General features: G+C 59.7%; 19 protein-coding genes. 8 read left to right on the forward strand and 11 right to left on the reverse strand.

The genetic code is table 11. The annotated features are described in order from the left end of the window. Positions 1–2 precede the first annotated feature (2 nt). The 3 genes from CYB_RS13845 to CYB_RS13855 form a co-directional block, all read right to left on the reverse strand. Positions 3–1,013 carry an alpha/beta fold hydrolase gene (locus CYB_RS13845; RefSeq protein WP_011434449.1) on the reverse strand — a complete coding sequence of 337 codons (1,011 nt, stop codon included), beginning with the start codon at positions 1,011–1,013 and terminating at the stop codon, positions 3–5. After that, positions 1,010–1,936 carry a fatty acid desaturase family protein gene (locus tag CYB_RS13850; protein WP_011434450.1) on the reverse strand — a complete coding sequence of 309 codons (927 nt, stop codon included), beginning with the start codon at positions 1,934–1,936 and terminating at the stop codon, positions 1,010–1,012. The genes CYB_RS13845 and CYB_RS13850 overlap by 4 nt, the downstream gene beginning before the upstream one ends. 105 nt (positions 1,937–2,041) lie before the next feature. Beyond that, complete coding sequence (locus CYB_RS13855; RefSeq protein WP_011434451.1) at positions 2,042–2,578, reverse strand: thioredoxin family protein; 537 nt, start codon at positions 2,576–2,578, stop codon at positions 2,042–2,044. Positions 2,579–2,769: 191 nt separating this feature from the next. On the opposite strand from CYB_RS13855, the gene pheT reads away from it, so the two are divergent. Continuing rightward, positions 2,770–5,247 carry a phenylalanine--tRNA ligase subunit beta gene (pheT, locus tag CYB_RS13860; RefSeq protein ID WP_011434452.1) on the forward strand — a complete coding sequence of 826 codons (2,478 nt, stop codon included), beginning with the start codon at positions 2,770–2,772 and terminating at the stop codon, positions 5,245–5,247. Between the two features lie 813 nt (positions 5,248–6,060). Here pheT and CYB_RS13865 read toward each other — a convergent pair. The 8 genes from CYB_RS13865 to CYB_RS13905 all read right to left on the reverse strand — a co-directional run bounded on the left by CYB_RS13865 (position 6,061) and on the right by CYB_RS13905 (position 15,252). After that, positions 6,061–7,200 (reverse strand): glucose-6-phosphate dehydrogenase assembly protein OpcA, encoded by a 1,140-nt coding sequence (locus CYB_RS13865; RefSeq protein ID WP_011434453.1) that lies wholly within the window; start codon positions 7,198–7,200, stop codon positions 6,061–6,063. A 130-nt stretch (positions 7,201–7,330) separates the two neighbouring features. Next, positions 7,331–8,929, reverse strand: coding sequence for a glucose-6-phosphate isomerase (locus CYB_RS13870; protein WP_011434454.1), 1,599 nt, complete (start codon positions 8,927–8,929; stop codon positions 7,331–7,333). Positions 8,930–8,975: 46 nt separating this feature from the next. Next, entirely contained in the window at positions 8,976–9,482 is a 507-nt protein-coding gene (gene folK, locus CYB_RS13875; protein WP_011434455.1) for a 2-amino-4-hydroxy-6-hydroxymethyldihydropteridine diphosphokinase, read from the reverse strand. Then, the gene (gene folB, locus CYB_RS13880; protein WP_011434456.1) at positions 9,479–9,862 is read right to left on the reverse strand and encodes a dihydroneopterin aldolase; all 384 of its coding nucleotides are present in this window, start codon (positions 9,860–9,862) and stop codon (positions 9,479–9,481) included. Before folB ends, folK begins: the two co-directional genes overlap by 4 nt. Further along, entirely contained in the window at positions 9,849–10,703 is an 855-nt protein-coding gene (gene folP, locus CYB_RS13885; protein WP_238376824.1) for a dihydropteroate synthase, read from the reverse strand. The genes folB and folP overlap by 14 nt, the downstream gene beginning before the upstream one ends. 564 nt (positions 10,704–11,267) lie before the next feature. Further along, positions 11,268–12,359: a redox-regulated ATPase YchF gene (ychF, locus tag CYB_RS13890; protein ID WP_011434459.1), complete on the reverse strand. Its 1,092-nt coding sequence runs from the start codon at positions 12,357–12,359 to the stop codon at positions 11,268–11,270. 253 nt (positions 12,360–12,612) lie between these two features. Continuing rightward, positions 12,613–13,950, reverse strand: coding sequence for an RNA-guided endonuclease InsQ/TnpB family protein (locus tag CYB_RS13900; protein WP_011434460.1), 1,338 nt, complete (start codon positions 13,948–13,950; stop codon positions 12,613–12,615). 180 nt (positions 13,951–14,130) lie between these two features. Then, positions 14,131–15,252 (reverse strand): PP2C family protein-serine/threonine phosphatase, encoded by a 1,122-nt coding sequence (locus tag CYB_RS13905; protein ID WP_011434461.1) that lies wholly within the window; start codon positions 15,250–15,252, stop codon positions 14,131–14,133. 443 nt (positions 15,253–15,695) lie between these two features. Here CYB_RS13905 and CYB_RS13915 point away from each other — a divergent pair, with 443 nt between their 5' ends. The 7 genes from CYB_RS13915 (at position 15,696) to grpE (ending at position 25,463) form a co-directional block, all read left to right on the forward strand. After that, complete coding sequence (locus CYB_RS13915; RefSeq protein ID WP_238376825.1) at positions 15,696–17,450, forward strand: hypothetical protein; 1,755 nt, start codon at positions 15,696–15,698, stop codon at positions 17,448–17,450. 93 nt (positions 17,451–17,543) lie between these two features. Further along, complete coding sequence (locus CYB_RS13920; protein ID WP_011434463.1) at positions 17,544–18,584, forward strand: NADP(H)-dependent aldo-keto reductase; 1,041 nt, start codon at positions 17,544–17,546, stop codon at positions 18,582–18,584. A 174-nt stretch (positions 18,585–18,758) separates the two neighbouring features. Next, positions 18,759–20,498 carry an S-layer homology domain-containing protein gene (locus CYB_RS14175; protein ID WP_011434464.1) on the forward strand — a complete coding sequence of 580 codons (1,740 nt, stop codon included), beginning with the start codon at positions 18,759–18,761 and terminating at the stop codon, positions 20,496–20,498. 134 nt (positions 20,499–20,632) lie between these two features. Continuing rightward, on the forward strand, positions 20,633–21,559 hold the full coding sequence (locus CYB_RS13930; protein WP_011434465.1) for a hypothetical protein: 927 nt from the start codon (positions 20,633–20,635) through the stop codon (positions 21,557–21,559). Positions 21,560–21,646: 87 nt separating this feature from the next. Beyond that, positions 21,647–22,867, forward strand: coding sequence for a DUF445 domain-containing protein (locus CYB_RS13935; protein WP_011434466.1), 1,221 nt, complete (start codon positions 21,647–21,649; stop codon positions 22,865–22,867). Positions 22,868–22,907: 40 nt separating this feature from the next. Next, entirely contained in the window at positions 22,908–24,569 is a 1,662-nt protein-coding gene (locus tag CYB_RS13940) for a bifunctional metallophosphatase/5'-nucleotidase (protein WP_011434467.1), read from the forward strand. Positions 24,570–24,725: 156 nt separating this feature from the next. After that, the gene (gene grpE, locus CYB_RS13945; RefSeq protein ID WP_071818179.1) at positions 24,726–25,463 is read left to right on the forward strand and encodes a nucleotide exchange factor GrpE; all 738 of its coding nucleotides are present in this window, start codon (positions 24,726–24,728) and stop codon (positions 25,461–25,463) included. The last annotated feature ends 126 nt before the right edge of the window (positions 25,464–25,589 follow it).

Consider the following 25,589-nt stretch of genomic DNA (forward strand, 5'->3'; position numbering starts at 1 on the left):
CCTCAGCTCTCCAGGAACTCCTGCACGGCTGTGCGAATAAAAGCTTCATCCTCGGGGTTTTGATGAGGATTACCGGCCCGGTGCCCCCAAATGGAGGGGATGATCTTGTAAACCGCGTTCGGGATCCATTCTGCCTCAGCCCGACAATCTTCTGGGGTGAAATACAAATCCGTCTGGGCGGGCATCACCAATGTTTGGGCCTGAATTGCCCTCAAAGCAGCCCGATAATCTCCCCGGTGAATGGGGTTGTCGCTGATATCGCAGCGGATCCAAGTTTCGATCATCGATAGCAGATTCTGGGGATCCCGGCGGCGGTAATTGGCCTCCCAGCCTCGCTCTAGATAATCTTCGAGAGAGGCATACCCCAAGGATTCATAGCATTTTTGGTTGAAAAAAGGTTGGGAAACAGCCCAACTGGCGTAGATGTGGGCAAAAGCTCGCAGACCCCGCTCTGGGACACCCGTAAATCGACGACCGTTCCAGGCGGGATCGGCAGTTAGGGCTGAGCGCAAACTCTCCAGAAAAACCCGATTGTGAACTGTGGTCTTGGCGGTGCCACAGAGGGCTACGATCCGTTCCACCCGCTCAGGAAACAGGGATCCCCAGTGATAGGCTTGCTGAGCCCCCATCGACCAGCCGTAGATCAGGCGGATGCGTTCGATCCCAAAGTGTTGGCGAATCAGGCTCTCCTGCAGGCGCACATTGTCCCAGTGGCTAAACCAGAAGCCATCTTCCCGCAAGCCACAGGCTGGATCGTTGCTGGGGGAAGTGGAAAGGCCATTGCCCAGCATATTGGGAATGAGGATAAACCACCGCTGCGGGTTGAGGATGCCGTCGGGACGGATCAGCCACTCCAGGTCGGGATGCTGAGCCCCATAGGAGGTGGGGTAGAGGATCAGGTTGTCTTTTCGGGGGGAAAGAGTCCCGTAGGTGGCGTAGGCGAGCGTGATTTGGGGCAGTTGGATCCCGCACTGTAGCTGAAAATCGTTCAGGCTCCAGGTGTAGTGAGTCATGCCTGAAATTGTTCAATCACCTGACGATGAACCCGCACATACCCCTGCCCTAGATGAGCCAGATGGGGCTTGAGGTATTGATGGGCATCGGCCAAAGCATGAAATGGAATGGAGGGGTAAAGGTGATGCTCAGCATGGTAAGGCATATTCCACATCAAAAAGCGGATTGGCCAAAGGGTAAGGGTGGTACGGGTATTGGAGAAGGGATCCTCGGTTTGGCTACAGCCTGTGTGCTCTGCCAGCAAAATGAAGCGCAAGATCGGCTGCCCTACCGCCAAAGGCAACAGCCACAGCCACACTATCCAGGGATCCCCCAGCAGAAGGGAGAGCAAGCTCCCAAGGCCGTAGATCCCTAGCTGCAACCGCACCGAACGAATGACCTCTTGGCGGGCCGATTCAGGAATGTAGGGATAGCCTTGCAACTGGCCGCTGGCTATGCGGATGTAGGTCTTCACCTTGCCGATCCACCAAGTCAAGCCGCTCAGCTCGAGCAAATACTCCGGCCAGCTCTGGGGTTTGGGATCCTCCAGCTCCGGATCCTTGCCCGGAATCTGGGTATAGCGGTGGTGCCATTTGTGGTATCGGCGATAAAAAGTGCTGTTGTAAAATGAGAGCAAGCCCGCCACCCAGGCCACCCCGTCATTCAGTTTTGGGCTGGCAAAAGCGGTGCGGTGTACACATTCGTGCAAAGCAGCAAACATCGTCGCCAAACTGGCCCCGTAAACCACCAGCGCCGGCAGGGCAATCCAGCCATTGACACCTTTCTGGGTCACCCACAGGCTGCCACTCACCGCCATCACCGCCAAATGTCCCAAAAGCTGCCGGAGCCCGGCTGAATTGGAGCGGACATTCAGTTGTCTGAGGCGCTCGCTCGGGATCAACCGTTGCGGATCCGGCAAAATCGGTGTTGTCTCGACAGCCATGGCCTGTTCTTGTGAGCTACGAGAATGGATAGAAGTTATCCAATATCAAACCGAGGCCAGACCTTTCCGCCTGTGTCCAAGACAACAAAACCCTGGACCAAACTCCTAACCATGACTGCGGGGATCCGGCTGACTGGGGAGGGCGCGCCTGCCCCGCTCCAGCTCAGACACCGGCCCGATGTTGGTCAACTGCAGGGGCTGTCCAGTTGCCAGAGCCAACACATTGGCCCGCAGAATCGACGGCGGCTGTTCGCCAATCGCCGATCCCAGCACTTCTCCCTGCCGATCCAAAAACAGAAAATGAGGGATGCCGTTCACCCGGTAGCGGCTCAGCTCCGGCAGCCACTTGGGATTATCCACATTGAGCATGACAAAGTTGACTTGATCGGCAAATTCCTGTTTCAGGCTGGCCAGGAGGGGTGCCATGGCACGACAGGTGCTGCACCAATCGGCATAAAACTCCACCAAAGAAGGTTTGCCATTGGCCTGAGCTTGCTCCCAAGGTATGGCCTCTTGGGCTAGAGCCTCTAGGTTGCTGCCCGCCTGACGACCCTGGCTGGCCAAAAACAAACCCACCGCTAAGAGCACAGCTGCCGCGGCAACCAGCCCGTTGCGCAACCGTTTTGCCCAGTCTTCCTTCATCTTTCCTCACCTTGCCATCCGCTGGATCTGACCTTAGCCGTCGCCTTCACCGTTTTAGCATCCCACCCTGTCCCACCGGTTCCGGCCAGAACTGGGTCTATGCCATCCCACGATCTTGGGCCGGGATCCCGGCTGGAGAAGAGGGCCAGGTGAGCGATAATGGGTGCGGCGTTTGCACCGATGGCTCAGCGATGCGCATCTCCTTGAAGTGGCTGCGAGAACTGGTGGATTTCCAACTTTCACCCGAAGAACTGGGGGAGGCCCTCACCCTGGCGGGGTTTGAAGTGGAAGAGATCGAAGACCGCCGCACCTGGGCAGATGGGGTGGTTTTGGGCAGGATCCTGGCTGCCGAGCCTCACCCCAACGCCGACAAGCTGCAGGTTTGCCAGGTGGATTTGGGATCCGATCGGCCTGCCACCATTGTCTGTGGAGCTGCCAACGCCCGCCCTGGGATCCTGGTAGCAGTGGCTACACCCGGCACCCATTTGCCCGCCCTCTCCCTCACCATTGCCAAAGCCGACAAGCGGGGGGTGATCTCGGAGGGCATGATCTGCTCTCTGGCCGAGCTGGGGCTGGAGAAATCTTCCGAAGGGATCCACGAATTCCCGCCCGACTTGGATCTGGAGGCCCATCCGCTTGGCTCTGATGTGCGTCCTCTTTTGGGCTTGGACGATGTGGTGCTGGATCTCACTTCCACCGCCAACCGGGCCGATGCCCTGAGCATGGTGGGGATCGCCCGCGAAGTGGCTGCCCTCACCCGCAACCCGCTGCGCCTGCCCCCCGTCCAGCCTCTTCAGGCCAAGCCCATCCCCAACTTTCAGTTGCGCATTGCCGACGCCAAAGCCTGCCCCGCCTACAGTGGCGTGTTGATCGAAGGGGTGAAAGTCGGCCCTTCCCCCGACTGGCTAAAACACCGACTGGCCGCCGCCGGCATGCGCTCCATCAACAACGTAGTGGATATTACCAATCTGATCCTGCTGGAATGGGGCCAGCCTTTGCACGCCTTCGACTGGGATCGCCTGCTCCAGGTCATGGGCAAGAAAAAACCCACCATCGAGGTGCGCTTGGCCCAGCCGGGAGAAACCTTAAAGACCTTGGACGGCCAAACCCGCACCTTGCAAGCCGACAGTCATCTCATTGTGGCCGGCAGCCAACCGGTAGCTCTGGCCGGGGTCATGGGAGGGGAAGAAACCGAGGTCGGCTCGACCACCACCCGCATTTTCTTGGAAGCAGCCCTATTCGATCCAGCGGTGACGCGGCGCTCGGCCCGGTCTCAAGGTCTGCGCACCGAGGCTTCCACCCGCTATGAGCGAGGGGTTAACTTTGCCACCCTCGATCAGGCCCGGGATCGGGCGGTGCAGTTGATCCTGGAACTGGCAGGGGGAGCAGTGGCCGGCCTCACCACCTTTGACCAGCGGCCCCCCCTGGAACGCACCCTGAAATTGCGGCTGTCGCGGCTGATCGATGTGTTGGGGGACGAGGTGCAGGCGGCGGATGTGGAGGAGATCCTATCTGCCTTGGGCTTTCAGCTCTCCCGTTGCGAAGGGGCCAATTCCCAGAGTGCCCTCTCCCCCGCTACCGAGACGGCAACCGTGGCCAGCTGCGTTTGGCAGGTCGTCGTTCCCCCCTATCGCCTGCGGGACATTGAGCGGGAGATCGACCTCATCGAGGAGTTTGCCCGTCTCTACGGCTATGACCGCTTCTCGGAAACCCTACCCACCGAGCCGCAGGTGGGATCCCTTTCGGCGCGGGAAACGTTCACCCGCCAGATCCGAGAAGTGCTGCGCGGCATTGGCCTGACAGAGGTATATCACATCTCCCTCTGCCCAGCGGAGGAGGATGGATCCCTGGTGAGGATTGCCAATCCACTTTCGCCTGAATATTCAGCCGTGCGCAATGCGCTACTTCCCGGCCTGGTGGAGGCCTTCCGCTTCAACTGGGATCAAGGCAACGGCCCGCTCCAAGCCTTTGAAATTGGCCGTGTTTTTGCCCATGCCCTTCCCCCCAACCCCCACCCTTACCGGGAAGCTGAGCATATCGGCGGTATCTTGGGCGGGGATCCCAATCCCCACGATTGGCAGCACCGCAACCGACCCATGGACTGGTTCGAGGCCAAGGGGCTGCTGGTCTCCGCTCTGGAGCGGCTGGGATTTGGCCCGGAGTTTCGTCTGGATCCCCCTGAAGAGCAATCGTCCCTGCTTCACCCCGGTCGCCAGGCCAGTTTGTGGATTGAGGGATCCCGCATCGGTTTGTTCGGGCAACTGCACCCCCGCCTCTGTCAGGAAAAGGGGCTGCCAGATCAGGTCTATGGGTTTGAGCTGCAGTTGGATCCCTTGCTGGAAAGCCTGGAGAGACGGGGCATTGTGCAATTTGTCCCCTTTTCGCCCTTTCCTGCTGCCGATCGGGATATCGCCTTCTTTGCGCCACTCGACCTTGCCGTTGGTGAGATCGAGAAGGTTATCCGTCGAGCGGGCGGAGAACTTCTCCAATCGGTGCAGCTTTTCGACGAGTACCGGGGCCAAGGAGTACCTGCAGGGCAGCGCAGCCTTGCCTTCCGCCTAGTGTACCGCGCTCCCGATCGCACCCTCACGGATGCGGAGGTAGAAGCTCTGCAAAACCAGGTGAGGGCGCAGTTGGCAACACAATTTCCGGTGACCTTGCGCAGCTAGCCGACCCCTCTGTAGCTACTATAACATCCTCCCGGCGCTCGTCCTGTGGACAGGGCGCGGGCTACCCTTCCCGTCAGCAGGACGGAGTCCTTACCTCGCAGTTGGGCATTCCTGCCCCACGCCACTTGCCTGGGTCTACAACCCCCGACAAAACGACTGGACAGGTGGTTCCCCTTCCCCAGCCTCCCTGGCTACTGCCAGCTTGCAAAACAAGTCTAATCCACAGGGAACGGTGCATCGGCAGGCAGGATGGACTCCTGCACCCAGGAACCCCTGTCCACCGGACAAGAGCAAGAGGCATCTGGATCAATCCGGTACTTGTAGGTTACCGCCAGCATAAGTAGGTTTTACTACAGATTTCGCTCAACAGATTTCGCTCAGAGGTATGGCGGGGATCCCTGTATCCCGGTGCTTACCCTGCGGGTAGAGTGCAGGACTGATTGCCCCTGCACCCCGTTAGCTACACCGCCGGGAAGCCCCGCCCTCTATTAGGGGCTAGTGACTAGTGACTAGTGGCTAGCCACTATCCAGGGTGAGAGTCGGGATGAAAGGCGGGGACATGATGTTTTGTCCTTGACTGGTGCCATAAACATAAAAAGTAGCGGGGTTTTATACACTGCCGCTATAAACATCAAGTACAGGGTGGTGGGGCATCCCGTCCTTTTCGCGCTAGCAGCGCGGAGCGCTAACCGGAGTCACTGTTCGCGTCAGCGGGACGGAGTCCTTGAAGCCCGCACTCTCTCGCTTTAGCGGCGCGGAGCGCTTTGCATCAGTATGAGTGCGGGAGTATGTCACTTAAACCAGAAGCAGATCTCAGCTTTTGCCCAGCTTCAGCATCTGATCCACCACCCCTAGGGTTTCTTCGTAGAGGTAGTCGGGGCCAAGCCGCTGCAACTCGGCAGCCAGCAGGGTGTCGAGGGAATCCTGCTCCAGGGGAGCCACCTGGCGAACCACACATCTCTGAGCACCCCCCATGGCTTCCATGCGCATACACCCTGTGATTTCGGAGCACAGCACAGTACAGGCGTCGGCTTCTTGGTTGCTGGAGGTGAGGCGCAGCCCGATGAGATCCCCCGGCTGGCTGATTTCCGAGGCCAAGGGCACAGCCGCCAGTTCTGCCATCACCTCGCCGCCCCTTTGGGTTTGCAAGCGGATACGGTCGATCTGGTAATCGTGCTCCTGAGCCTGAACCCGCTCTGTGGGAGTCCATCCCAGGCGACCGGCCAGCCAGCCCAGGAAAAGGAACGCCTGGCAGGGATTGCCGGCTTTGTAGTCGAGGTTCACGCGATCTACGAGGTAGAGGGACTCCCGCCGGTCGGGAGGGTCAAAGGCTTGGGCGGTGAGTTCCTGCCAAGGCAGCAGCCGCCGCCAGTTGAGATCCCCACAGTGGCGCCCCTCACCCACCAAGAGGTGGATTTCCTGCAGATCTTCTTCTGGATTGACAAAGCCCCGTGAATCGACGATGACCCGGTTGCTCAGAGCCACCAATTTTTGAAACAGCAAGCTGTTCAAATCCAGATCCCCTTGCCACCACAAAAAGGTGGGCAAGTTGGGGATCAGCAGCGAGGCAACGGTGCTGCAGGCCCGCACAAAGGCCGATTCGGGCGCTTTCAGGGTGATGTATTCGCAACAGACCAACGAGCTGCGCTGCTCGCGGGTCACCGGACAGTAGGCGGCCACCTGGGCCTCGATGGCATCGTCTGGGGATCCCTCTCGTTTGGCGCGCAGGTCAATGACGCGACAGGGGTTTTGGGTGGCGATGGCCTCGACGGTGGGAGAAGGTAGCAACAGCGCATCGTCCAGAGATTCGTACACCACCAGGGTAAAGGTGGCAGCGCGGGCGGCAACGCTCTCTCCTTTGGAAGACCAGATCTTGTTCAGCTCCTGCTCAATATCTTCGATGGAGACATCTTTCGGGGTTTGTAGGGGCAGGACGGCAGCAGATTGATCCATAGTCTCCTCCTGGAGTGGACTCTTGCTCGATTCTAGGCAGGCGGGCCGGCTGGCTGGGAAGGGCTTAAGGCCAGGTACAGATTGGCCAACTCAAGCCTGCGCTCCACACCCAATCCAGGAAATCAGAGGATCAAGCGGGCTGGGGCTGGATGCTCAGCTCCAGGGGGCGGGCGGGATCCCCTGTCAACAGGACTCCGCGGCCATTGGCGTGTAGGTGCCGCACAATCCAGTACAGGGTTTCTATGCGCTCCGGGCAGCCCAGTTTCTCTGCCAGTTGGGGCAAAGTCAGGGATCCCTGCTGCTCCTGCACCGTCTCTAGCAATCGCCGTTGCAGCTCCAAGACAGCGCTGGCGGCTTTCTTGCCTGCTTCCACCCCCGGTTGATGGTAAGCGTTGATCTGGATTAGGGAGGCGTAGAGGCCCACGGCTCGTTCGTAGAGGGCAATCAAGGCCCCCACCGAGCGGGCATCTACCCGTGGCAGCGTCACGGTAATGGAGTCGCGACCGTTTTCGTAGAGAGCCTGGCGGGTGCCCTGCAGCAGGCCGTTCAGGTAGTCGCCACTGGTCACCTGCGGCTCCACGAAGGGGGAAGGGATCCCAGGCTCCCGATCCTGAAGCACCTCGATGAAGGTGACAAAGAAGTTGTTCAAGCCATCCCGCAACTGCTGGACGTAGGCATGTTGGTCGGTGGTGCCCTTGTTGCCGTAAACGGCGATGCCCTGCTCCACACGGTTGCCGTTTAGATCATGGGATTTGCCCAGGGATTCCATCACCAACTGTTGTAAGTAACGGCTAAACAGCAGCAGGCGATCCTTGTAGGGCAAAACCACCATGTCCTTGCGCCCTTGCCCTTGACCGACGATGTACCAGGCCATGGCCAGCAGAGCGGCGGGATTGCGCTCCAGGTGGGGCAGGCGGGTGGCCTCATCCATGGTGGCTGCCCCGGCCAGCAAAGCCCGGATATCAATGCCCTGCAACGCTGCCGGCAACAGGCCCACCGGGGACGTTTCGGAGGTGCGCCCCCCCACCCAGTCGAAGATGGGGAAGACCTCCAACCACCCCTCCTGCCGCGCCTGCTGCTCCAATTGGCTGCCGGGGCCGGTGATGGCCACCGCATGGGCAGAAAAAGGGATCCCGGCTTTTTGGTAGGCCAGCTTCACCTCCACCAAGCCATTGCGGGGCTCTGGGGTGCCGCCGGATTTGGAGGTGGTGATCACCAGGGTTTGCCCCAGTTGGTCTGCCAGCCGCCCCAGCACCCGGTCAAACCCGTCGGGATCCGTGTTGTCGATGAAGTGGATGTTCAGGGGGGGGTGCAGCGGAGCCAGGGCCTCCGCCACAAATTGCGGCCCCAGAGCTGAGCCGCCAATGCCGATGCAGAGCAGCTCGGTGAACCGTCCCCCCCCGCTGGCCGGGATGGTTCCGCGATGGATCTTTTCGGCAAAGGTTTCCACTCGCTCAATGGAATCCTGAATGGCCTGCCGGATTTCAGGGGTGGGAGCCAGCTCGGGCGCCCGCAGCCAATAGTGGCCCACCTGGCGGCCTTCGTCGGGGTTGGCAATGGCTCCTGCCTCCAAAGCCTGCATATCGGCAAAAGCCTGGGCAAAGCGAGGCCGTAGCGCTTCCACCTGAGGGGGAGTGAAACGGATGCGGCTGATATCGACGAAAATCTCCAGGCCGGGATGGTAGTAAAGCCAATCGCAGTAGCGCTGCCAGAGTTGGAGGCTGTCCATGGGATCCCTTTTGCCGAAATCCCTAACCAGCTTACCAAACTCTTTCTTACTCCCAGCCGAGGGTTGTGCGCTCCAGCCAGGACTGATCCAAACTGATGAGTGCCTCTTTGACCCCCACACCGGTCTCAGGGTGACGCCAGTCGGGAGCGATCTCCCCCAAGGGAGCTAAGACAAAAGCACGTTCCATCATGCGGGGGTGGGGCAACGTCAGCTCAGGGCTGTTCAGGATGCGGCTGCCCATGGCCAGCAGATCCAAATCCAGGGTTCTGGCCTCCCAGCGGATGCGCCGCACCCGTCCTGCCTCCTGCTCGATGGCCAGCAGCGCCCCGAGCAACTCCAGGGGAGACCGGTAGGGGGGAAAGGGATCCAACGCCACCACTGCGTTAAGGTAGTCAGGCTGTCCGGGTGGCCCCCCTTGGGCTGGGCTGCGGTAGAGACTGGAACGGGCCGCCACCTCTCCCAACCGGCGCAACTTCTGCACAGCCAAGCGCAACTGCTGCAGCGGATCCCCCAGGTTGCTTCCCAGGGCAACATAGGCCAGGTCACGATTCATGAGGCTTCCGCCCTGCTTACGGCTCGCCGGCGGTCGACCTCGACGTAAACATCCTCGAACAGCCCCGGCAGGGGAGCATGGGGCTTGTGAACCCGCACGGTCAGGGCCTCCAGTTGGGGATAGCTCTGCCACAGCCGCTCTGCGATCTGATCCGCCAAGGTCTCGATCAAGCGGCGGCGTTGGCCGGTCACCTCCTGCCGCACCCTCTCGTACACCTGGGCGTAGTCCACCGTGCGCGAGAGGTCATCTTGGATCTCGGCTAGGGAAAGCCGCATCTCCACGTCCACCACAAAACGCCCACCCAAAACCGCTTCCTCCGGGCAGTGGCCGTGATAGGCATGAAAGACGAGGCCCTGCAGCACCAGCCTACCCTGCGTCATGGTGCAGAGCTTCCCAAGTGGCAAGGGCGGAAACATGAGCCGGCACGTTGTGAACCCGTACCAGGGCAGCCCCCCGGCTGGCTGCAAACAGGTGCACGGCCACGCTGGCGCTGTCTCGCTCGCTGGGCACGGCAATGCCGGAAAGCTTGCCCACAAAACTTTTGCGGGATGCCCCCACCAAAACTGGGTAGCCGTAGGCCACCAGCCGCGGTAGGGCTTTGAGCAGGGTTACATTCTGCTCAGCAGTTTTGGCAAAGCCCAAGCCCGGATCCAAAACAACGCTGGGCACGCCCGCTGCCAGGGCCCGCTCCGCCTGTTCCCTGAGAAAACCGAAAACCTCCCCCTCCAGGTCAGCATAGTCGGTCTGCTGCTGCATGGTGCGCGGTTCTCCCCGCATGTGCATGATCACCGCCGGCACCCCCTTTTCGGCACAGACCTGTATCATTTGGGGATCCCGCAGCCCGCTGACATCGTTGATGATGTGCGCCCCGGCAGCCAAAGCCGCAGCCGCCACCTCCGTTCTGCGCGTATCGACGCTGATGGGGATCCCGGATCCTTCCAGGGCCCGGATCACGGGCAAGACTCGGTCGCATTCCACCTCCACCGATACCGGCTCCGCTCCCGGACGGGTGGACTCGCCGCCAATATCCACGATCAAGGCCCCTGCCGCTGCCATGGCTTTGGCTGCCTGCACGGCTGCTTCTGGGGATCCCCACAGGCCGCCATCGCTAAAGCTGTCGGGTGTTACGTTGAGCACCCCCATCACCGCAACCCCGCGCCACGAGAGGCGATAGCCTTCCGCCGCCTTTTCGGCCCTGGGCAGGGGACGCCGAGAGGTCAAGCTGGTAACACTTCTAACCTTCAGAAGATGATCCTGCGCAAAGAGCATGCTGGTTTGTGCTGCTGGGGCAAGGAAAGAGTCTCCCGCAGCTCAGGATACTATGGCCCAAGCCCCACGCATGGCTGAAATCCAGTGAAATGCTTCGGCGTCTCCGGCTTGCAGAATGCAACCTGGGGAAGAGCCTCCGCCAACTCAGACGCTGGGGTTGACCTGAGTCGGCAGAGGAACTCATCCCACTCTAGAACATGATGTCGTCTTCGGAACGACCCCAGATGCACCAAATGATAGAGGCAAAGATCGCCATGTAAACCCAGGCCATCGGGCCGTATTGCAGCAGATCCATCAATACATCCCTAAAACATTTGTTTATCTAGTCCAATTATTGTGATGTTTCGTTACAGCGTCAACCGTTTTCTTAGGAAAAGGCCCCCTCTCAGACCCAGCCGGAGCTGCGCTGGGATCCCTTGTCCAGGGCGGGTTAAGTCTTTTTGCCTAAAGACAGGGAGCAAGTCTTCAGTTTCTGAGAAAACCCAGCTTGCCTGAGAGATGCAGGAGGATAGGGAACTAGACATTGAAGCGGAAGTGCATCACGTCCCCTTCCTGGACGACGTAGTCTTTGCCTTCGCTGCGCAGCAGGCCCTTTTCTTTGGCGGCATTCAGGGATCCCGCCGCCACCAGATCGGCATAGGCCACCGTCTCGGCCCGGATGAAGCCCCGCTCAAAATCGGAGTGGATCACCCCGGCTGCCTGAGGGGCTGTGGCGCCGACTGGAATCGTCCAAGCGCGGGTTTCTTTGGGGCCAGAGGTAAAGTAGGTGCGCAAGCCCAACAGCTCGTAGGTGGCTCGGATGAGAGATTTCAGCCCGCCCTCTTTTACCCCTAACGAATCCAGATAGGCCTGTCGCTCGTCGGGGGGCAGCTCCACCAGTTCCGCCTCCACCTGGGCTGAGACCACCACCACACCTGCCCCTTCCGCCTCGGCAAATTGCCGCACCTGCTCCACCCAGGCATTGCCGCTGGCCAGATCCGTTTCCGCCACATTGGCGGCGTAGATGACTTTTTTGCGGGTGAGCAGCCCCAACCCTTTGATCAACTGCTCTTCTTCTGGGCTGAGGGGTACCAGGCGAGCCGGCTTGCCCTCGTCCAAGGCAGCCTGTAATTGTTCCAGAGCCTGCAACTCCAGTTGGGCGGTTTTGTCGGACTTTGCCTGCTTGCGCACCCGCTCTATGCGCCGCTCGATCTGGGCCAAATCCGCCAAGGCTAGCTCCAAGTTGATCACCCCGATATCCCGCAAGGGATCCACCGAACCCGCCACATGCACAATGTTCTCGTCTTGGAAGCAGCGCACCACGTGCACCACGGCGTCCACCTGGCGAATGTGGGAGAGAAACTGGTTGCCCAGACCCTCCCCCTTGCTGGCTCCAGCCACCAGCCCGGCAATATCCACAAACTCGATTTGGCTGGGGATGATCTCGGCAGAACCGCTGATCTTGGCCAGCACCTGCAAGCGCTCGTCGGGCACCGCCACCCGCCCCACATTCGGCTCAATGGTGCAGAAGGGAAAGTTGGCCGCCTCGGCTTTGGCATTTTCACAGAGGGCGTTGAACAAGGTAGATTTGCCTACGTTGGGCAGGCCGACAATTCCAGCTCTCAACATCCAGATCTTGGGGAAAAAGCCAAAAACCAGGGTAACGGGATCCCTTGCCCAGCGGAAAGATCCCTACTCTGACGTTAGCATTTGCCGCCCCTTTCCCAACCGGTGGATCCGCTCCCAAGCGCTCCGCGCCGCCAACGCCACCACCTTCGGCTCCTCTCCCAAGAGAACTGTATTTTTTGTCAGCTGCACAGTGTTGGGCAGCTGAGGTCTTTTGACATCCTCCCCGGCCTGAAGGCTGGAGATTCCTACCACGCTACGCATGGATGGCTCCTTGCGCAGTCGTCTCGGCGGGTTCCTGCTTCCGACCGCCCGTGCAGTTCGATCCACAGGCCATCCGGGCTGACACGGGTGGTTCACCCACCCGCATCCCGACCGCAGCGTCGGCCGTGTCCTGCCCTTCGTCTCGCAACAGCTGTATCCCGCGAGCAAGGATGTTGATGGCACCGACCAGAAAGGCCTCCGGCCCGCTGCCGCGAAAGGCCTCCGGCCCGCTGCCGCGATCGGCGTTATTCTCATAGCCGCACGCCACGCACTCGAACCAGGCTTGGGTCTGGCGGTTGTCTGATGAAACATGGCCGCAACATGGACAGGTGCGGCTCGGGTTCTGCGGCGGCACGACAATGAGCCTGCCACCTTTCCAGGCCAGCTTGTACTCCAGCATGCAGCGGAACTCATACCACCCCTGGTCGAGAATGGCTTTGTTTAACGCTGACTTGGCGCGGACGTTCTTCCCAGGAGCATCTGCTGTCCCTGCCGCCAACTTGGACATATTCCGCACCCGCAAGTCCTCGATGCACACGATTGCCTGGCTTTTGCAAATCGCGGTCGAGACCTTGTGCAGGAAGTCGCGGCGGGCGTTGGCCATCTGAGAATGAATACGCTGGAGGCGGGCTTTTGCCTTCTTCCAGTTGTTGCTGAACTTGACTTTGCGGGAGAGCGCTTGCTGGGCCTTGCGCAAGCGCGCCTCGTGCCGCTTGAAGCTGTTGAGGGGCGCGTAGAACGTGCCGTCCGAGAGGGTAGCCAAGCGGGCAATGCCCATGTCCATGCCCACTGCGCCCCCCTGCGGAATAGGCCAATTAACCTCCCGCTCGGTCTGAATCGACACGAACCACTTGCCAGCGTGCTTGGATACGGTGACGCTCTTGACCTTGCCCACCACGTCGCGGCTGTTGCGATAACGCAGCCAGCCAAGTTTGGGCAGAAAGATGCGGCTGTTGGCCTGGTCCAGCTGGATTTGCTTGGGGTCGGGATAACGGAAACTGTCCGACCGGCCTTTTTTCTTGAACTTCGGGAAGCCGGCGCGCTGGGCGAAGAAGTGGCTGTAGGCTCGCTCCAAATCCTGGAGCGCCTGTTGCAGCGGATGCACCGGCGCATCCGCCAGCCACGCCGTATCTGCGCTGTGGCGCCACGCGGTGAGCAGCTGGCACAGGCCCGCATAGCCTAGCTTTTTCTGACCTTGCTCGTGACGCTCCTTCTGCAACGCCAGTGCTTTGTTGTAGACGAACCGGCAGGAGCCAGCAAAGCGGCGCATCTGCCGTTCCTGCTGGCCGTTGGGCAGCAATTCGTACTTGAAGGCTTGAAGTCGTTGCACCGCTCAATCGTATTCTTGACCTATGCGTGATGACAACGATATTCACATGGCCGGCACTGCGTTTTTAAAGGGCGTCGGCTACGGTCGGCGCTATCCTTCCCTGCCCTGAAGGACGGGGCTTGCCGCGCCTTTTGGTCAGGGGATCGCCTCAAAGCAGCTTGCAATAGCCATAACTCACCTCTAACCAAAGCTGATCCGGAGCAGGGAGAAATCATCCTCAAAGTCCGTCCGCCCCTGAAAGGATTGGGCCTGATGGATCACCTGATCCAAACTATTGCCAGCGCCCTTGCTCAGCAGGGCTATCAAATTGTCCAGCCCCCAGATTTCTCTCTGGGGGTTTATGACTTCGTAAACTCCATCACTGAACAGGTAGAGATGGCTGTTCTCGGGGATCCGCACCTGATCCCTTTGAAAAGTGAGGTCGGGCAAAATGCCAATGGGCAAGTTGGCAGTCTTCAGCAGGAGCGAATCCTGACCCTGGATGAGCAGGGCAGGTGGGTGGCCGGCACTGGCAAAAGAGAGCAGACGGGATCCCGGCTGGTAAACCCCGTACCAAAGGGTGAAGTACATCTCATGGTGGGATCCCATTTGAAAAGAGTGGTTGAGGGCGCGCAAGACCGCGTCCGGCTGGCGGGGATCGGCATCGGCCAAGCCTTGAGTGCGCAACTGGTTCATCACCGACACCGACAACAGAGCGGATCCCACCCCATGCCCCGACACATCCAGCAGATAGATGGCCAGGTGTTCCTCATCCAGCCAATGATAGTTAAACGAATCTCCCCCCAATTCCTGGGAGGGCAAAAAGCGCCACTCGAGGGTCACTTTGCAGTCGGGAAAATAGGCCGGCTCCGGCAGGAGAGAACGCACATAGCTGGCCGCCTCGGCCAATTCTGCCCGTAACCTGGCCGTTTGCTGCTGCAGGTCATAGCTGAGCTGGTGCAAGCGTAATCCGGCTCGCACACGTGCCCGCAACTCATTGGGGTCGATGGGCTTGCTTAGAAACTCATCTGCTCCGGCATCCAGGCCCTGGATGCGGTCTTCCACCTCAGTGCGGGCGGTGAGCAAAATAAAAAACGTCGTGGAAAACTTGGGATCGGCTTTGATGCGTCGGCAAACCTCCAGCCCATCCATGTCCGGCATCATCCAGTCACAGATGATCAGCCCCGGCACCAGCAGGTGGGCTTGCTCCAGCCCCTCGGAACCGTTGCTGGCCATCTCCACGGTGTAGCCCTGTCGTTCCAGGGATCGCTTCAACACCAGCCGAATCGTCGGATCGTCGTCGACAATCAAAATGGTCGTCATGACCGCTGCACCCCAATCCTGAAGTCAAAACGCATTCAAACCCAACTCCAGCCCGATATCCCATACCGATAGGCAGATCTTTCATCCTAGCTTAGGGGTTGCAGCAGGAAAACCGGCTCGGCAAGCAGTCCACGACAAAGGGGTGAAGCCTCAGCAGCCTCATCCATCGGAGCTGAAGGTACGTATCGATTTGTGGATCCTCAAAACCGTGGTTGCACGCTACCCAAAAGCTAACCGTTTCCAGATACTGGTGGCGGGAGACAATTCGAGGCAGATTCTGGGCAGATTCTTCTTGAGAGACTTTCATTGGATACAGAGATACAGATCACACTCATCCATCCTTCGCCGACTTAGAGTGAACGTTAAGATTCAATAGCCTTTACCGCATGAGCACATCTCCCCCATCCTTATCCCCTTCCGCCGTTCAGGATTCGCGGGCGAGCTTGCCTCCGGGACCTAGCGAAGCTCACAGGGGAGAAATCCGGCTGGAGGACTTGGATGAGAAGCAATTGTTGGCCTCCCTATCGTCGGTGGTGTTAAACCCGGCAGCTTGGAGTTGCTTCAGCGTCAGTGAAACCAGCCGCCTGCTACGCCCCCTGCAAATCTGCCCTGACTTGACGGGAACTCTTGTTCTCTCCCCAGGGGCCACTGCCGAAGTGGTCTATAAGTTCCTGCTGAGCGATGGTCGGATCGGAACCATGAAGGGGCTGATCTCCATCGAAGACTTCCGCAGCGAGCGGCTGCGCTCTGTTTACGATCAGCTTCACATCGAAAAGATTATACCGGCCTTCACCGAGTCGGTTGTGGTGCAGATTATCGATCATTTAAAACCGATTTTTGCCCGTGACTTGGATGAGCTGCTTTGGCAAGAAAGTTTTTACTTTACCCCTCAAGATCTGCGCCAGCAGGAGTTCTTGTTGCGCGGCCTACGGCCCGAGGCGATCCCACGCAGCTTTCGGCCTCACCTGCAAAGGGTCTACACCCAGATTATGAAGGTGTGTCGCAGCTTGCCCAACATCGCCTTCCAACTGTGTCTGCGAGCCTACCTGGAGTACAACGAGGTCAAGAACAGGCATCTGCTGGCGCTTCTGCTCAGCAAGTATTTTTACACGCTCTACCGCATCGGTGGGTTGGACGGTTGGGAAAGTGGGGATCCGGTGGAGCTGGGATCCCTGCGCTCCTCCAATCGGCAGGCTCGACTCCAGGCTCTTGCTCGCCTTCTAACCCTGGACAACGACAGCGACGCTCCCCTGGTGGGCATTGGGGGCAGCGGGCTGGGGGGCAGCTATTTCAGCGGGGAACGGGAGCCTACTGGTGTTGAGATGGTGAGCTCGGAGGAGATTGAAAAGCTGCGGCAAGATGTGGAGGTGGCCCGCGGCCAGATCGCCGAGGCCCAGCAATTGGTGGCCCAATATCAGGAGGAGAAAAAACAGGAACTGCTCAACCGCCTTCAGGATCCGGGAAAGTTTCTTCTCTTCAGCATTCATCAGTTTTTTGACACCCTCTTCGGATCCCTGCCCGGAGAGGTGAAAAGCGAGTACGGGGCAGTTTGGGTGCCGCGCACCTCCTACTTGGATGAGAAGGAGCGAGACAAGCTGACAGAGCATTTGCGCCACATCACCAGCGAAGCTTATTTGGTCAGCGTTCCCTTTGCCGAGGCCACCCTCATCGGCTATTGGCGAGTTTTGGCGGATTCCTTCTACAACCAATGGGTTTTGAATCAGTATAAGCAATTGCAGAGCTATGGGGTGGATTTGGAGCAACAGGGCATCCAGATTCTGGAACGAGAACGATTTCTGGATGAGGTTCAGTTGCGCTTTGCCGCCCGCCACCGAGAAATCGTCACCCAAAATGTGGAGAAGATCACCCAAATTGTGGTGGATAGCCTGGCCAAGCGGGTGGCCCTCAACACCGGCCAGCAAAGTTTTCAGGCTATGCGGGCCAAGTTGACCACCGTTTTGGATATGGACATTTCCCGCAAAGACGTGGGGGAAGTCAAGCGGCTGATCGACTACTTTACGGATGTGTTTTTGGGCAAGCGGGAGGAGCTGCGCTCCCCCTATCCGGTGGGCACGATTTTGCAAGTCAAGGCGGCCATTGAGGCTCGCCCCCCCGATAGCCGCACCCGCATTGGTCTGGAAATTTTGGGTCAGCTCTACCGCGAGTACGTTCCCCTGCTGGGATCCGCACCGAAATAGGAACGGGGGCATAGCGGGGGATCCCGTAGGCCGACAGGTTTTGGGCACAATGGGGACTGGCGCGCTGTCTAGGGTTGGAGACGGAGATTCCCCATGCGCTACCGCCAGCTTGGCCACAGCCCTTTGCAAGTTTCCGAGATCTGCCTGGGCACCATGACCTTTGGGCAGCAGAATACTTTGTCTGAGGCTTTCGAACAGCTCGACTACGCGGTGGAGCACGGGATCAACTTCATCGATACCGCCGAGATGTACCCGGTGCCGGCGCGGGCGGAAACCCAGGGATCCACCGAGCGCTACATCGGCGAGTGGCTACAACACCAACCGCGGCATCGCCTGATCCTGGCCACCAAGATCACCGGCCCTGGTCGGCCCTGGCATTGGATTCGCGGCGGATCCCTGTCCATCACCCGCGACAACCTCAAGCAGGCGGTGGCCGATAGCCTCAAACGCCTGAAGACCGACTACATCGACCTCTACCAGATCCACTGGCCGGATCGCTACGTGCCCCTGTTTGGGGGCGTTGCCTACGATCCCAGCCAGGAGCGGCCCACCGTTCCCATTGCCGAGCAGTTGCAGGCTCTGGCGGAATTGGTGCAAGAGGGTCTCATTCGCTACATCGGCCTGAGCAACGAAACCCCTTGGGGGGTGAGCAAGTTCTGCCAGGTGGCCGAGCAACTGGGGTTGCCCAAGGTGGTCTCGATTCAGAATGCCTACAGCCTCATCAACCGCACGTTTGAAATGGGCCTGGCGGAAGTCTGCCGCCACGAGCAGGTGGGCTTGCTGGCCTACAGCCCGCTCGGATTTGGGCTGCTGACGGGCAAATATCTGGGGGGGGTGAAGCCGCCGGGATCCCGTTTGGCCTTGTTTGAAGGCTTTGGCCAGCGGTACCGCAAGCCCAATGTGGAAGAAGCGGTGGCTGCCTATGTGCAAATTGCCCGCCGGCACGGTCTGACACCGGCCCAGTTGGCTTTGGCCTTTGTGCGCAGCCGCTGGTTTGTCACCAGCACCATCATTGGGGCCACCAGCCTGACCCAACTCAAAGAGAACCTCAGTTGCCTGGATGTGGAGCTGTCCCCGCAGATCCTGGCGGAGATCGAAGCGGTTCACCAGCGCTACCCCAATCCTGCCCCCTGAAAGGTTGGCGAAACCGGTGGCCAGACAGAACTTTTCAGAAGGTTTCCTCGTCTGGGTGTGCGGTTTGGATCATCCTCTCCTACACTTCTGTCCGGCCAACTTCCAGGGCCCCTCCCAACCGAGAGTGGGGATCCAAGACTGTAAATCCCGTACCCAGAACCTGAGGTGTGAACGATGCGTGAGCTTTCCCTTTGGCAGGGCTGGAAAACTGCGGCTTTGGTGATCAGTTGCAGCAGCTTGGCCTGGCTTGGGGATCCCGCTTGGGCCCAACTTTCTGATATCAGCACCTATTGGGGTGCCCAGTACATTGCCGGGTTGAATGAACGGCAGATCATCGGCGGCTTCCCGGATGGCACCTTTCGTCCCAATGAATCCATCACCCGTGCCCAATTTGCCGTTATTGTCACCAAGGCTTTTGGCCTAGATACCAACGTTCCTGTGCGCTCCTTTGCCGATCCCATTCCCAGTTGGGCGGCTCCCTCCATCGGCGCGGCGGCAGCGGCAGGGTTTGTTTCCGGCTTTCCGGACGGCACCTTTCGCCCCAACGATGTGCTCACCCGTGCGCAGGCCATCACTGTCCTGACCCGTGCCGCCACCAACGGTAGGCTCATCGAAGATGCCGGCCAAATTGACGCGATCCTATCCGCGTTCGGCGATGCCAATTTGGTTCCCAACTTTGCCCGCGCCCCCATCGCGACAGCGGTTCAGAAAGGGCTGTTGGTGCTCTACCCCAACCCCACTCAATTGAATGCCCAGGCGGTGGCCACGCGGGGGGAAGTGGCTGCTCTTACCTACCAAGCGCTGGCCAAGGTGGGTCGAGTACCCAATTTGGATCCGCCGGTGGGGGCTGCCATTCCCGGCCCTGGGATCCGCACCGAGCTCCTTGCCCAGGTCACCCCTACGCCCGAACCCCTGACCACGCCAGACATTCCCATTGAGCCTCTGGTAGAAACGCTGCCCGCCGCCCCAGAAGTGAGAACCTTCTTTGCCCGCGAAGAGCTGGGATCCGTAAACCCAGGGGATACCGTTACCGTGTTTTTGCTGGGATCCCCAGGGGCGCAGGGATCGTTTTCCATCCCCGGCATTGCCTACAACCTGCCACTGCAGGAAACCCGCCCAGGGCAATACGAGGGCAGCTACACCTTCCGCAGCCAAGACCGGGCCTCAGAAGCGCCTGTTTTTGCCCGCTTGGAGCGGGATGGACTGGTAACCCTGGTGCAGCTGCCGGATAAGACCATCACCATCGGGCGGGTTACCGACACCACCTTCCCCACCATCAGCGAACTGGCCCCTCCCAACGGATCCCTAACCGACAACTCTCGCCCCTCCATCTCAGCCCGTTTCCAAGATGACCAAGGAATTGACCTGAATAGCTTTACCTTGCTGGTGAACAACGCGGATGTCACCGCCCAAGCCCAGCTCACCCGCACCGGCTTCGCCTACACCCCAGCCGAGCCGCTGCCCACCGATCGACCGACCTTGATCGCCGTCCAAATTGCCGATACCAGCGGCAACACCACCATCCAGCAGTGGTCTTTCCAGGTGCAGGCCGCCCAGCCCACTCCCACACCAACTCCAACACCCGCACCAACCCCAACCCCAACACCGACAGCAACACCCACTCCCACGCTGACTTCAACACCAACCCCGACACCTACGCCCGCCCCAACACTCACCCCCACGCCACCCACACCGACCCCCACGCCGGAAGCTACACCCACTCCCACTCCCCAGCCTAGCGGGGAGCCTTCACCTTCACCTTCTCCAGAAGGACGGTCTCCTGCAGAACCCAAGCCGGAGTCCAGCCCCGAGGCTCAGGAGAGTGAGGCTACAGAGTCTCCTAAGCCAGAATCCCCAGCCCCCCAGCCAGGGGATCCCGGCGGACCGACTCCTTCTCCTTCCCCCAGCCCCTAGGGAAAACTCGATCCAGACCCCGAACAGGCTCAATAGTGTTTTAAGAGCTTCCGATCCCTTAATACCTACTAAATCTAGTGGGCACAAGCGGGGCAGGATGTTAAGCTACTGCCAGTTGTGACCGGATGGGATCCATGAGCTCAACCTTGCAGCCGTTCCTGCATTTGTTGCAGAGGAGTTCCTTTTGGGGGGTGTTGATAGCCGGTGCCGTTACCCCGGTTGCCGCTCAGCAGTTCGAGTTCACCCCTCAGTCGGTACCCCCCAGGGGGGATCCCGTCCCTACCCTGCCCTTGCTGAGCCCTCCGCCCTCCCCCAGCTCTGCCGCCCCACCGGCCCTACCGCCTGTACCTCAGGTGCCGCAAATGCCGCTGGATCCCACAGCTCCGGCCTTGGACCCGATCCCGGTGGTGCCCGTTCAAGCGGCCCCAGGTGGACAACTCCCCCAAGGCGAGGCCTATTCCTATCAACGTCGGCCCGACCTCAGCCCAGGTGGGGATCTCCCTGGAGCCACGCGGGGCGAGCTGCCTGCCGGCACCCGTATTCTCCTCACGGTCTACCGCCCCATCACTTTCCAGCCCTACCAGGCCATTAACGGCCACCTGGAAGTCTCCGAGCCGGTGGTGGATCGCTTTGGCCAGGTGGTGATCCCGGCAGGGAGTGTAGTGTGGGGCACTTTTGAGCCGGTTTACCGAGAACTGAAGTTGTCTGGCCGGGAGGCGGAGAGCGCCGATCCCCAAGAGCGGGTCGTCGGCAGCCGCTTTGTGGCCAACCGCCTCACCATTGGGTCTTCCACCTACTTGGTGAGAGGCCAATCTGCGCCGCTACCAGTCGGGTTGGATCGCAACGCCGACGTCGGCACAACTGTAGCCCGCGGGGCAGGCTATGGGGCAGCAGGTGGGTTGGCCTTGGGGATCCTCACGGGGGGATGGGGCTTTTTGCCGATCTTGGCCGGCAGCTTGGCCGGCGCTGCGGCAGGCAGTACCAATATTGACCGGGTGGTGACGCTGCAGCCCAATACGCTGGTGGAGCTGGAGCTGACCGATAGCCTGATCATCCAATGAACTGGCCAACCCTCTTTTGCCCTGTGGCTGGCTGAAGTGACTCGGGGCAGCTCGGTAGAGTAGAAGAGAGCCCCCTCCATTGCTTCCATGGCCTTCTGGATCTACGTTGTGCCCCCGCTGGCCGGGCTGGTGATCGGCTATTTCACCAACGACATTGCCATCAAAATGCTGTTCCGGCCCTACCGCCCCTATCGGGTTTTCGGCTGGCGCATCCCCTTTACCCCCGGTTTGATCCCGCAGAACCAACCCCGTCTGGCCAAGCAGATCGCCAAGACCATCATGGGATCCCTGCTCACGCCGGAGGAACTGCACAATCTGGCCCGTAAGCTGCTGCAAACCGAGCGCATGCAAGCTGGGATCCGCTGGCTGCTGGGGGTAGCTCTGGATCGGCTGCAAAACCCTGAGCAGCAGCAGCAAACCGCCCAGGTGTTGGCGCGCATTTTGGCCGATCTGTTTAACGAGTCGTTGCCCCGCCTGGTGAAGGTGCTGGCCCGTCAAGAAACCTTTTTGGAAGGGCCCATTAACCAACTGTTCGACCAAGTGTTGCTGGAGCTGCGCCTCAGCAGCGAGCAGGCTAAGCAGCTCTCGGAGTGGATCCTGAAGCAGGCGCTGCCCCCAAAGGTATTGCGGCAGAACTTGGTGGACTTTCTCACCGATCGCAACATCGAATCCCTTGACGAGGAGTTTCGTGAACGAGCGACCGGCTCCTACTGGGTGGTGGCCAACTTGTTCGGCCTGAAAAATGCCCTGTTGCGCCTGCGCACCTATTGTCTAGAAGAGCCGGAAGGGGCAGAAGCCATCTTGGAAGATCTGCTCAAAGACATCAACGCCTCCCGCCGCCTGACCGAGATCCTGCAGAACCTCTCGCTGCAAAACCTGCCGGTTTCCGCCGTGCGTCAGTTGCGCCGTGCCCTCCGCGACGGGATCCAAGATTACCTGCGCAGCCAAGGGCCAGAGGTTATCAAAGGGCTGGGGGAGACCATCGATTGGGAAAAAGTGGCCAGCCTGGTGTTGGGACGCCTGCGCAACTCCAAGGCGTTGATCACCTCCATCGATCAGATCAGCGCCGACCTGGCTTTGGTCTTGGAGCGCTACCTAGAACGGGATCTCGAATCCCTGATGATGCAGGTGATCCCGGTGTTGAACCTGGATCAGGTCATTGCCGATAAAGTCAACGCCACCTCCCCTGCCGACCTGGAGCAGGCCATCCAGCAGATCGTGCGCCAAGAACTCCAGGCCATCGTCAACTTAGGCGGCCTCCTCGGCTTTTTGGTGGGCTGTGTACAGGTGCTGTTCTTGCTGGGCTGACGAGTTTGGGTTGGGCTTTGACTTTGGCTATGATATGAGAATGCGATTAACAATTCTCCACACTTCGGATCTCCATGCCAATCTACATCCCTGGAACTACTTCACCGGGATCCCTGCGGAGCACGGTCTAGCCAAGCTGGCCACCCTTATTAAGCGCGTGCGAGCTGCCAGTGAGGATCCCGTCTTACTCATCGACAGCGGCGATACCATTCAGGGATCCCCCTTGGGCACCTACTATGCGCAAGTGGAGCGCGTCTCCCCTCACCCCTTGGCTCATGCTCTCAACGCCTTGGGCTACGACGCCTTTACCCCTGGCAACCACGACTTTAACTTTGGGCTGCAAGTTCTCCAGGATTTTATCGGCGATCTCCGCTGTCCGGTGCTCTGCGCCAACATCCTCCGCCAGAATGGGGATCCCCTCTTCCAGCCCTACCTGATCCGGGAATTGGCCGGGGTTCGCGTTGGCTTGCTAGGGCTGACCACCCCCCGCATCGACACCTGGGAGCGACCCGACTACATTGCGGGGCTGCGCTTTGCCCCCTTGTTGGAGACCGCCCGACACTACCTATCGCTGCTGCGACCTCAGGTGGATGTTTTGATCTTGATCCTGCACAGCGGCCCCAACCAATTGCCCCCCCTGCGCACCCCTGAGCATTGGCACAACCCGGATCGCTCCGGCTGGTGCAGCAACAAAAGCCTGGCAGGGGAAAACGAACTGTTGGCCCTGGCCGAACTGGACGGCATTGACGTCATCCTCTCCGGCCATACCCACCAGACCATCGCCGGTCTGGGGGGATCCCAAGCTCTGGTAGTTCAGCCCGGCTATTGGGGCAGCCACCTCTCCCAGGTATCCCTGGAGCTGGAGCGCCAGGGCAGCCGCTGGCAAATTCTCGGGAAAAGCGCACAGCTCCTCTCCGCCGAAGGGATCCCTCCCGATCCCGAACTCTTGGCCTTGACAGAGCCCTATCATCAAGCCACCCTGCGCTACATCCGTCAGCCCATTGGCCAAGCCCGTTCTGCCTATAGCGGCGGTCTGGCAGCCCGTCTGGGGGCCAACCCTCTGGCAGAGCTGCTCCATCAGGCCCAATTGCAAGCAGTGCGGGAGGCAGGATTCCCCGCAGAGCTCTCCCTGGTCAACATCTGCAGCAGCGCCGGCCTGTCAGCAGGCCCCATCTCCCTGCAAGATGCCTACAGCCTCACCGTCTACGACAACACCCTCTGCGTTTTGGAGATCACTGGAGATATTCTGCGGCGCGCCCTAGAACAGACTGCCGGCTATTTTCGCCAGTTGGATCCCAATCACCTTCCCGCCGATCCTGCTGCCGTCGTGGCCCCCGAAGCCCGCGGCTACACCTTCGACCTCTACCACGGCATCGACTACTGCTTCGATCTCACCCGCCCCGTAGGAAAGCGCCTGGTGACCTTACAATTCCGCGGACAGCCGGTGGAACCAGCACAGACCTTTCGCCTGGCCATTAACCACTACCGAGCCGGCGGCGGCGGCGGTTACAGCATGTTCCAAGAAGCCCAAACCCTGTGGATCTCAGCCGATAGCATCCGCGACTTTCTGGTCTACTATATTCACACCCACTCCCCCATTCAACCCATCTACAGCCCCAACTGGCGCCTAATCCCCGACTTGGCCAAGATCTACTTCCCCGATTGCCTGGGCCGGCCACGGGAACATCTGCTGGTCGGCTAGGAAAGAAAAGATATTGACTTCAACTGGCTGAAAGAGAACCCGGTAGAATACGATCAACACAGAGCCTGGTTTGGCTGAGTGCAGCGGCGGTTTTGAAACTGCCAAACTGGGGATATCCGAGTCACTGCTCATTGCTAACACTTGCCGACATCGCCCATGACTGCCGAAGAGAAGCAACCGATGGCCCCAGAAGATACCTATCCTGAACTACAGGAAGAAGAGATCGACGTAGAGGCAGAGCTGGAGAAGCTGATTTTGGAAGATAGCGAAGCAGAAGCCGGTACCTCCTCCGGAGAAACCGCAGCTGAGCCTTCTCCAGATCCCGGTGAAGCTCTCAAGCAGCTCCAGCACGAGTTGGAAGTTGTCCGCCAGCAACTCAAAGAGAAAGAAGACGCCTACCTGCGCCTCTACGCCGATTTTGAAAACTACCGGCGGCGTACCCAGCGGGAAAAAGAAGAGTTCAGCCAAAAAGAACGGCAGAAATTTGTGCTGGAGATCTTGCCTGTTGTGGACAGCTTTGAGCGGGCTCAGCAGCAGCTGAAGCTGGAAACCGACCGCGAGCGGGAGTTGCACAACAGCTACCAGAGCGTCTACCGCCTGCTGGTGGAATGCCTGAAGAAGATGGGCGTCTCCCGCATGAAATCGGTGGGCCAGCCCTTCGACCCCAACCTGCACGAAGCCATAGCCCGTCAGCCCAGCCCAGACTATCCTGAAGATGTGGTAGCCGTCGAATATCAGCCGGGTTACAAGTTGGGGGACTTGGTGATCCGTCATGCCATGGTAGCCGTCTCGGCGGGCAGCCCCAGCTCTGAACCATCCCCCCCAGCCCAAGCCACCATCGAAGCTGGTCCGGAAAACACGCCCGCCTCTCCCCAAAACCCCCAACCTTCCTAGCCGAACTTGCTCACTTGAACCTTGACAAACAGAGCCAGAGCAGTCTCAGAAACGCTACAGTAAAGCTACGGAGACGAAAGCAACGTCTGAAGGTTTCTGCGGGATTCTGGGCAGAATGCTTTTAAG

The organism is Synechococcus sp. JA-2-3B'a(2-13) (assembly GCF_000013225.1).
In the GTDB taxonomy this organism is placed as follows: Bacteria; Cyanobacteriota; Cyanobacteriia; order Thermostichales; family Thermostichaceae; genus Thermostichus.

Excerpts from the sequence above, each read along its gene's own strand:
- CYB_RS13845 (WP_011434449.1), bottom strand. The coding sequence starts at position 1,013 with ATGACTCACTACACCTGGAGCCTGAACGATTTTCAGCTACAGTGCGGG.
- CYB_RS13850 (WP_011434450.1), bottom strand. The coding sequence starts at position 1,936 with ATGGCTGTCGAGACAACACCGATTTTGCCGGATCCGCAACGGTTGATC.
- CYB_RS13855 (WP_011434451.1), bottom strand. The coding sequence starts at position 2,578 with ATGAAGGAAGACTGGGCAAAACGGTTGCGCAACGGGCTGGTTGCCGCG.
- pheT (WP_011434452.1), top strand. The coding sequence starts at position 2,770 with ATGCGCATCTCCTTGAAGTGGCTGCGAGAACTGGTGGATTTCCAACTT.
- CYB_RS13865 (WP_011434453.1), bottom strand. The coding sequence starts at position 7,200 with ATGGATCAATCTGCTGCCGTCCTGCCCCTACAAACCCCGAAAGATGTC.
- CYB_RS13870 (WP_011434454.1), bottom strand. The coding sequence starts at position 8,929 with ATGGACAGCCTCCAACTCTGGCAGCGCTACTGCGATTGGCTTTACTAC.
- folK (WP_011434455.1), bottom strand. The coding sequence starts at position 9,482 with ATGAATCGTGACCTGGCCTATGTTGCCCTGGGAAGCAACCTGGGGGAT.
- folB (WP_011434456.1), bottom strand. The coding sequence starts at position 9,862 with ATGACGCAGGGTAGGCTGGTGCTGCAGGGCCTCGTCTTTCATGCCTAT.
- ychF (WP_011434459.1), bottom strand. The coding sequence starts at position 12,359 with ATGTTGAGAGCTGGAATTGTCGGCCTGCCCAACGTAGGCAAATCTACC.
- CYB_RS13905 (WP_011434461.1), bottom strand. The coding sequence starts at position 15,252 with ATGACGACCATTTTGATTGTCGACGACGATCCGACGATTCGGCTGGTG.
- CYB_RS13920 (WP_011434463.1), top strand. The coding sequence starts at position 17,544 with ATGCGCTACCGCCAGCTTGGCCACAGCCCTTTGCAAGTTTCCGAGATC.
- CYB_RS14175 (WP_011434464.1), top strand. The coding sequence starts at position 18,759 with ATGCGTGAGCTTTCCCTTTGGCAGGGCTGGAAAACTGCGGCTTTGGTG.
- CYB_RS13930 (WP_011434465.1), top strand. The coding sequence starts at position 20,633 with ATGAGCTCAACCTTGCAGCCGTTCCTGCATTTGTTGCAGAGGAGTTCC.
- CYB_RS13935 (WP_011434466.1), top strand. The coding sequence starts at position 21,647 with ATGGCCTTCTGGATCTACGTTGTGCCCCCGCTGGCCGGGCTGGTGATC.
- CYB_RS13940 (WP_011434467.1), top strand. The coding sequence starts at position 22,908 with ATGCGATTAACAATTCTCCACACTTCGGATCTCCATGCCAATCTACAT.
- grpE (WP_071818179.1), top strand. The coding sequence starts at position 24,726 with ATGACTGCCGAAGAGAAGCAACCGATGGCCCCAGAAGATACCTATCCT.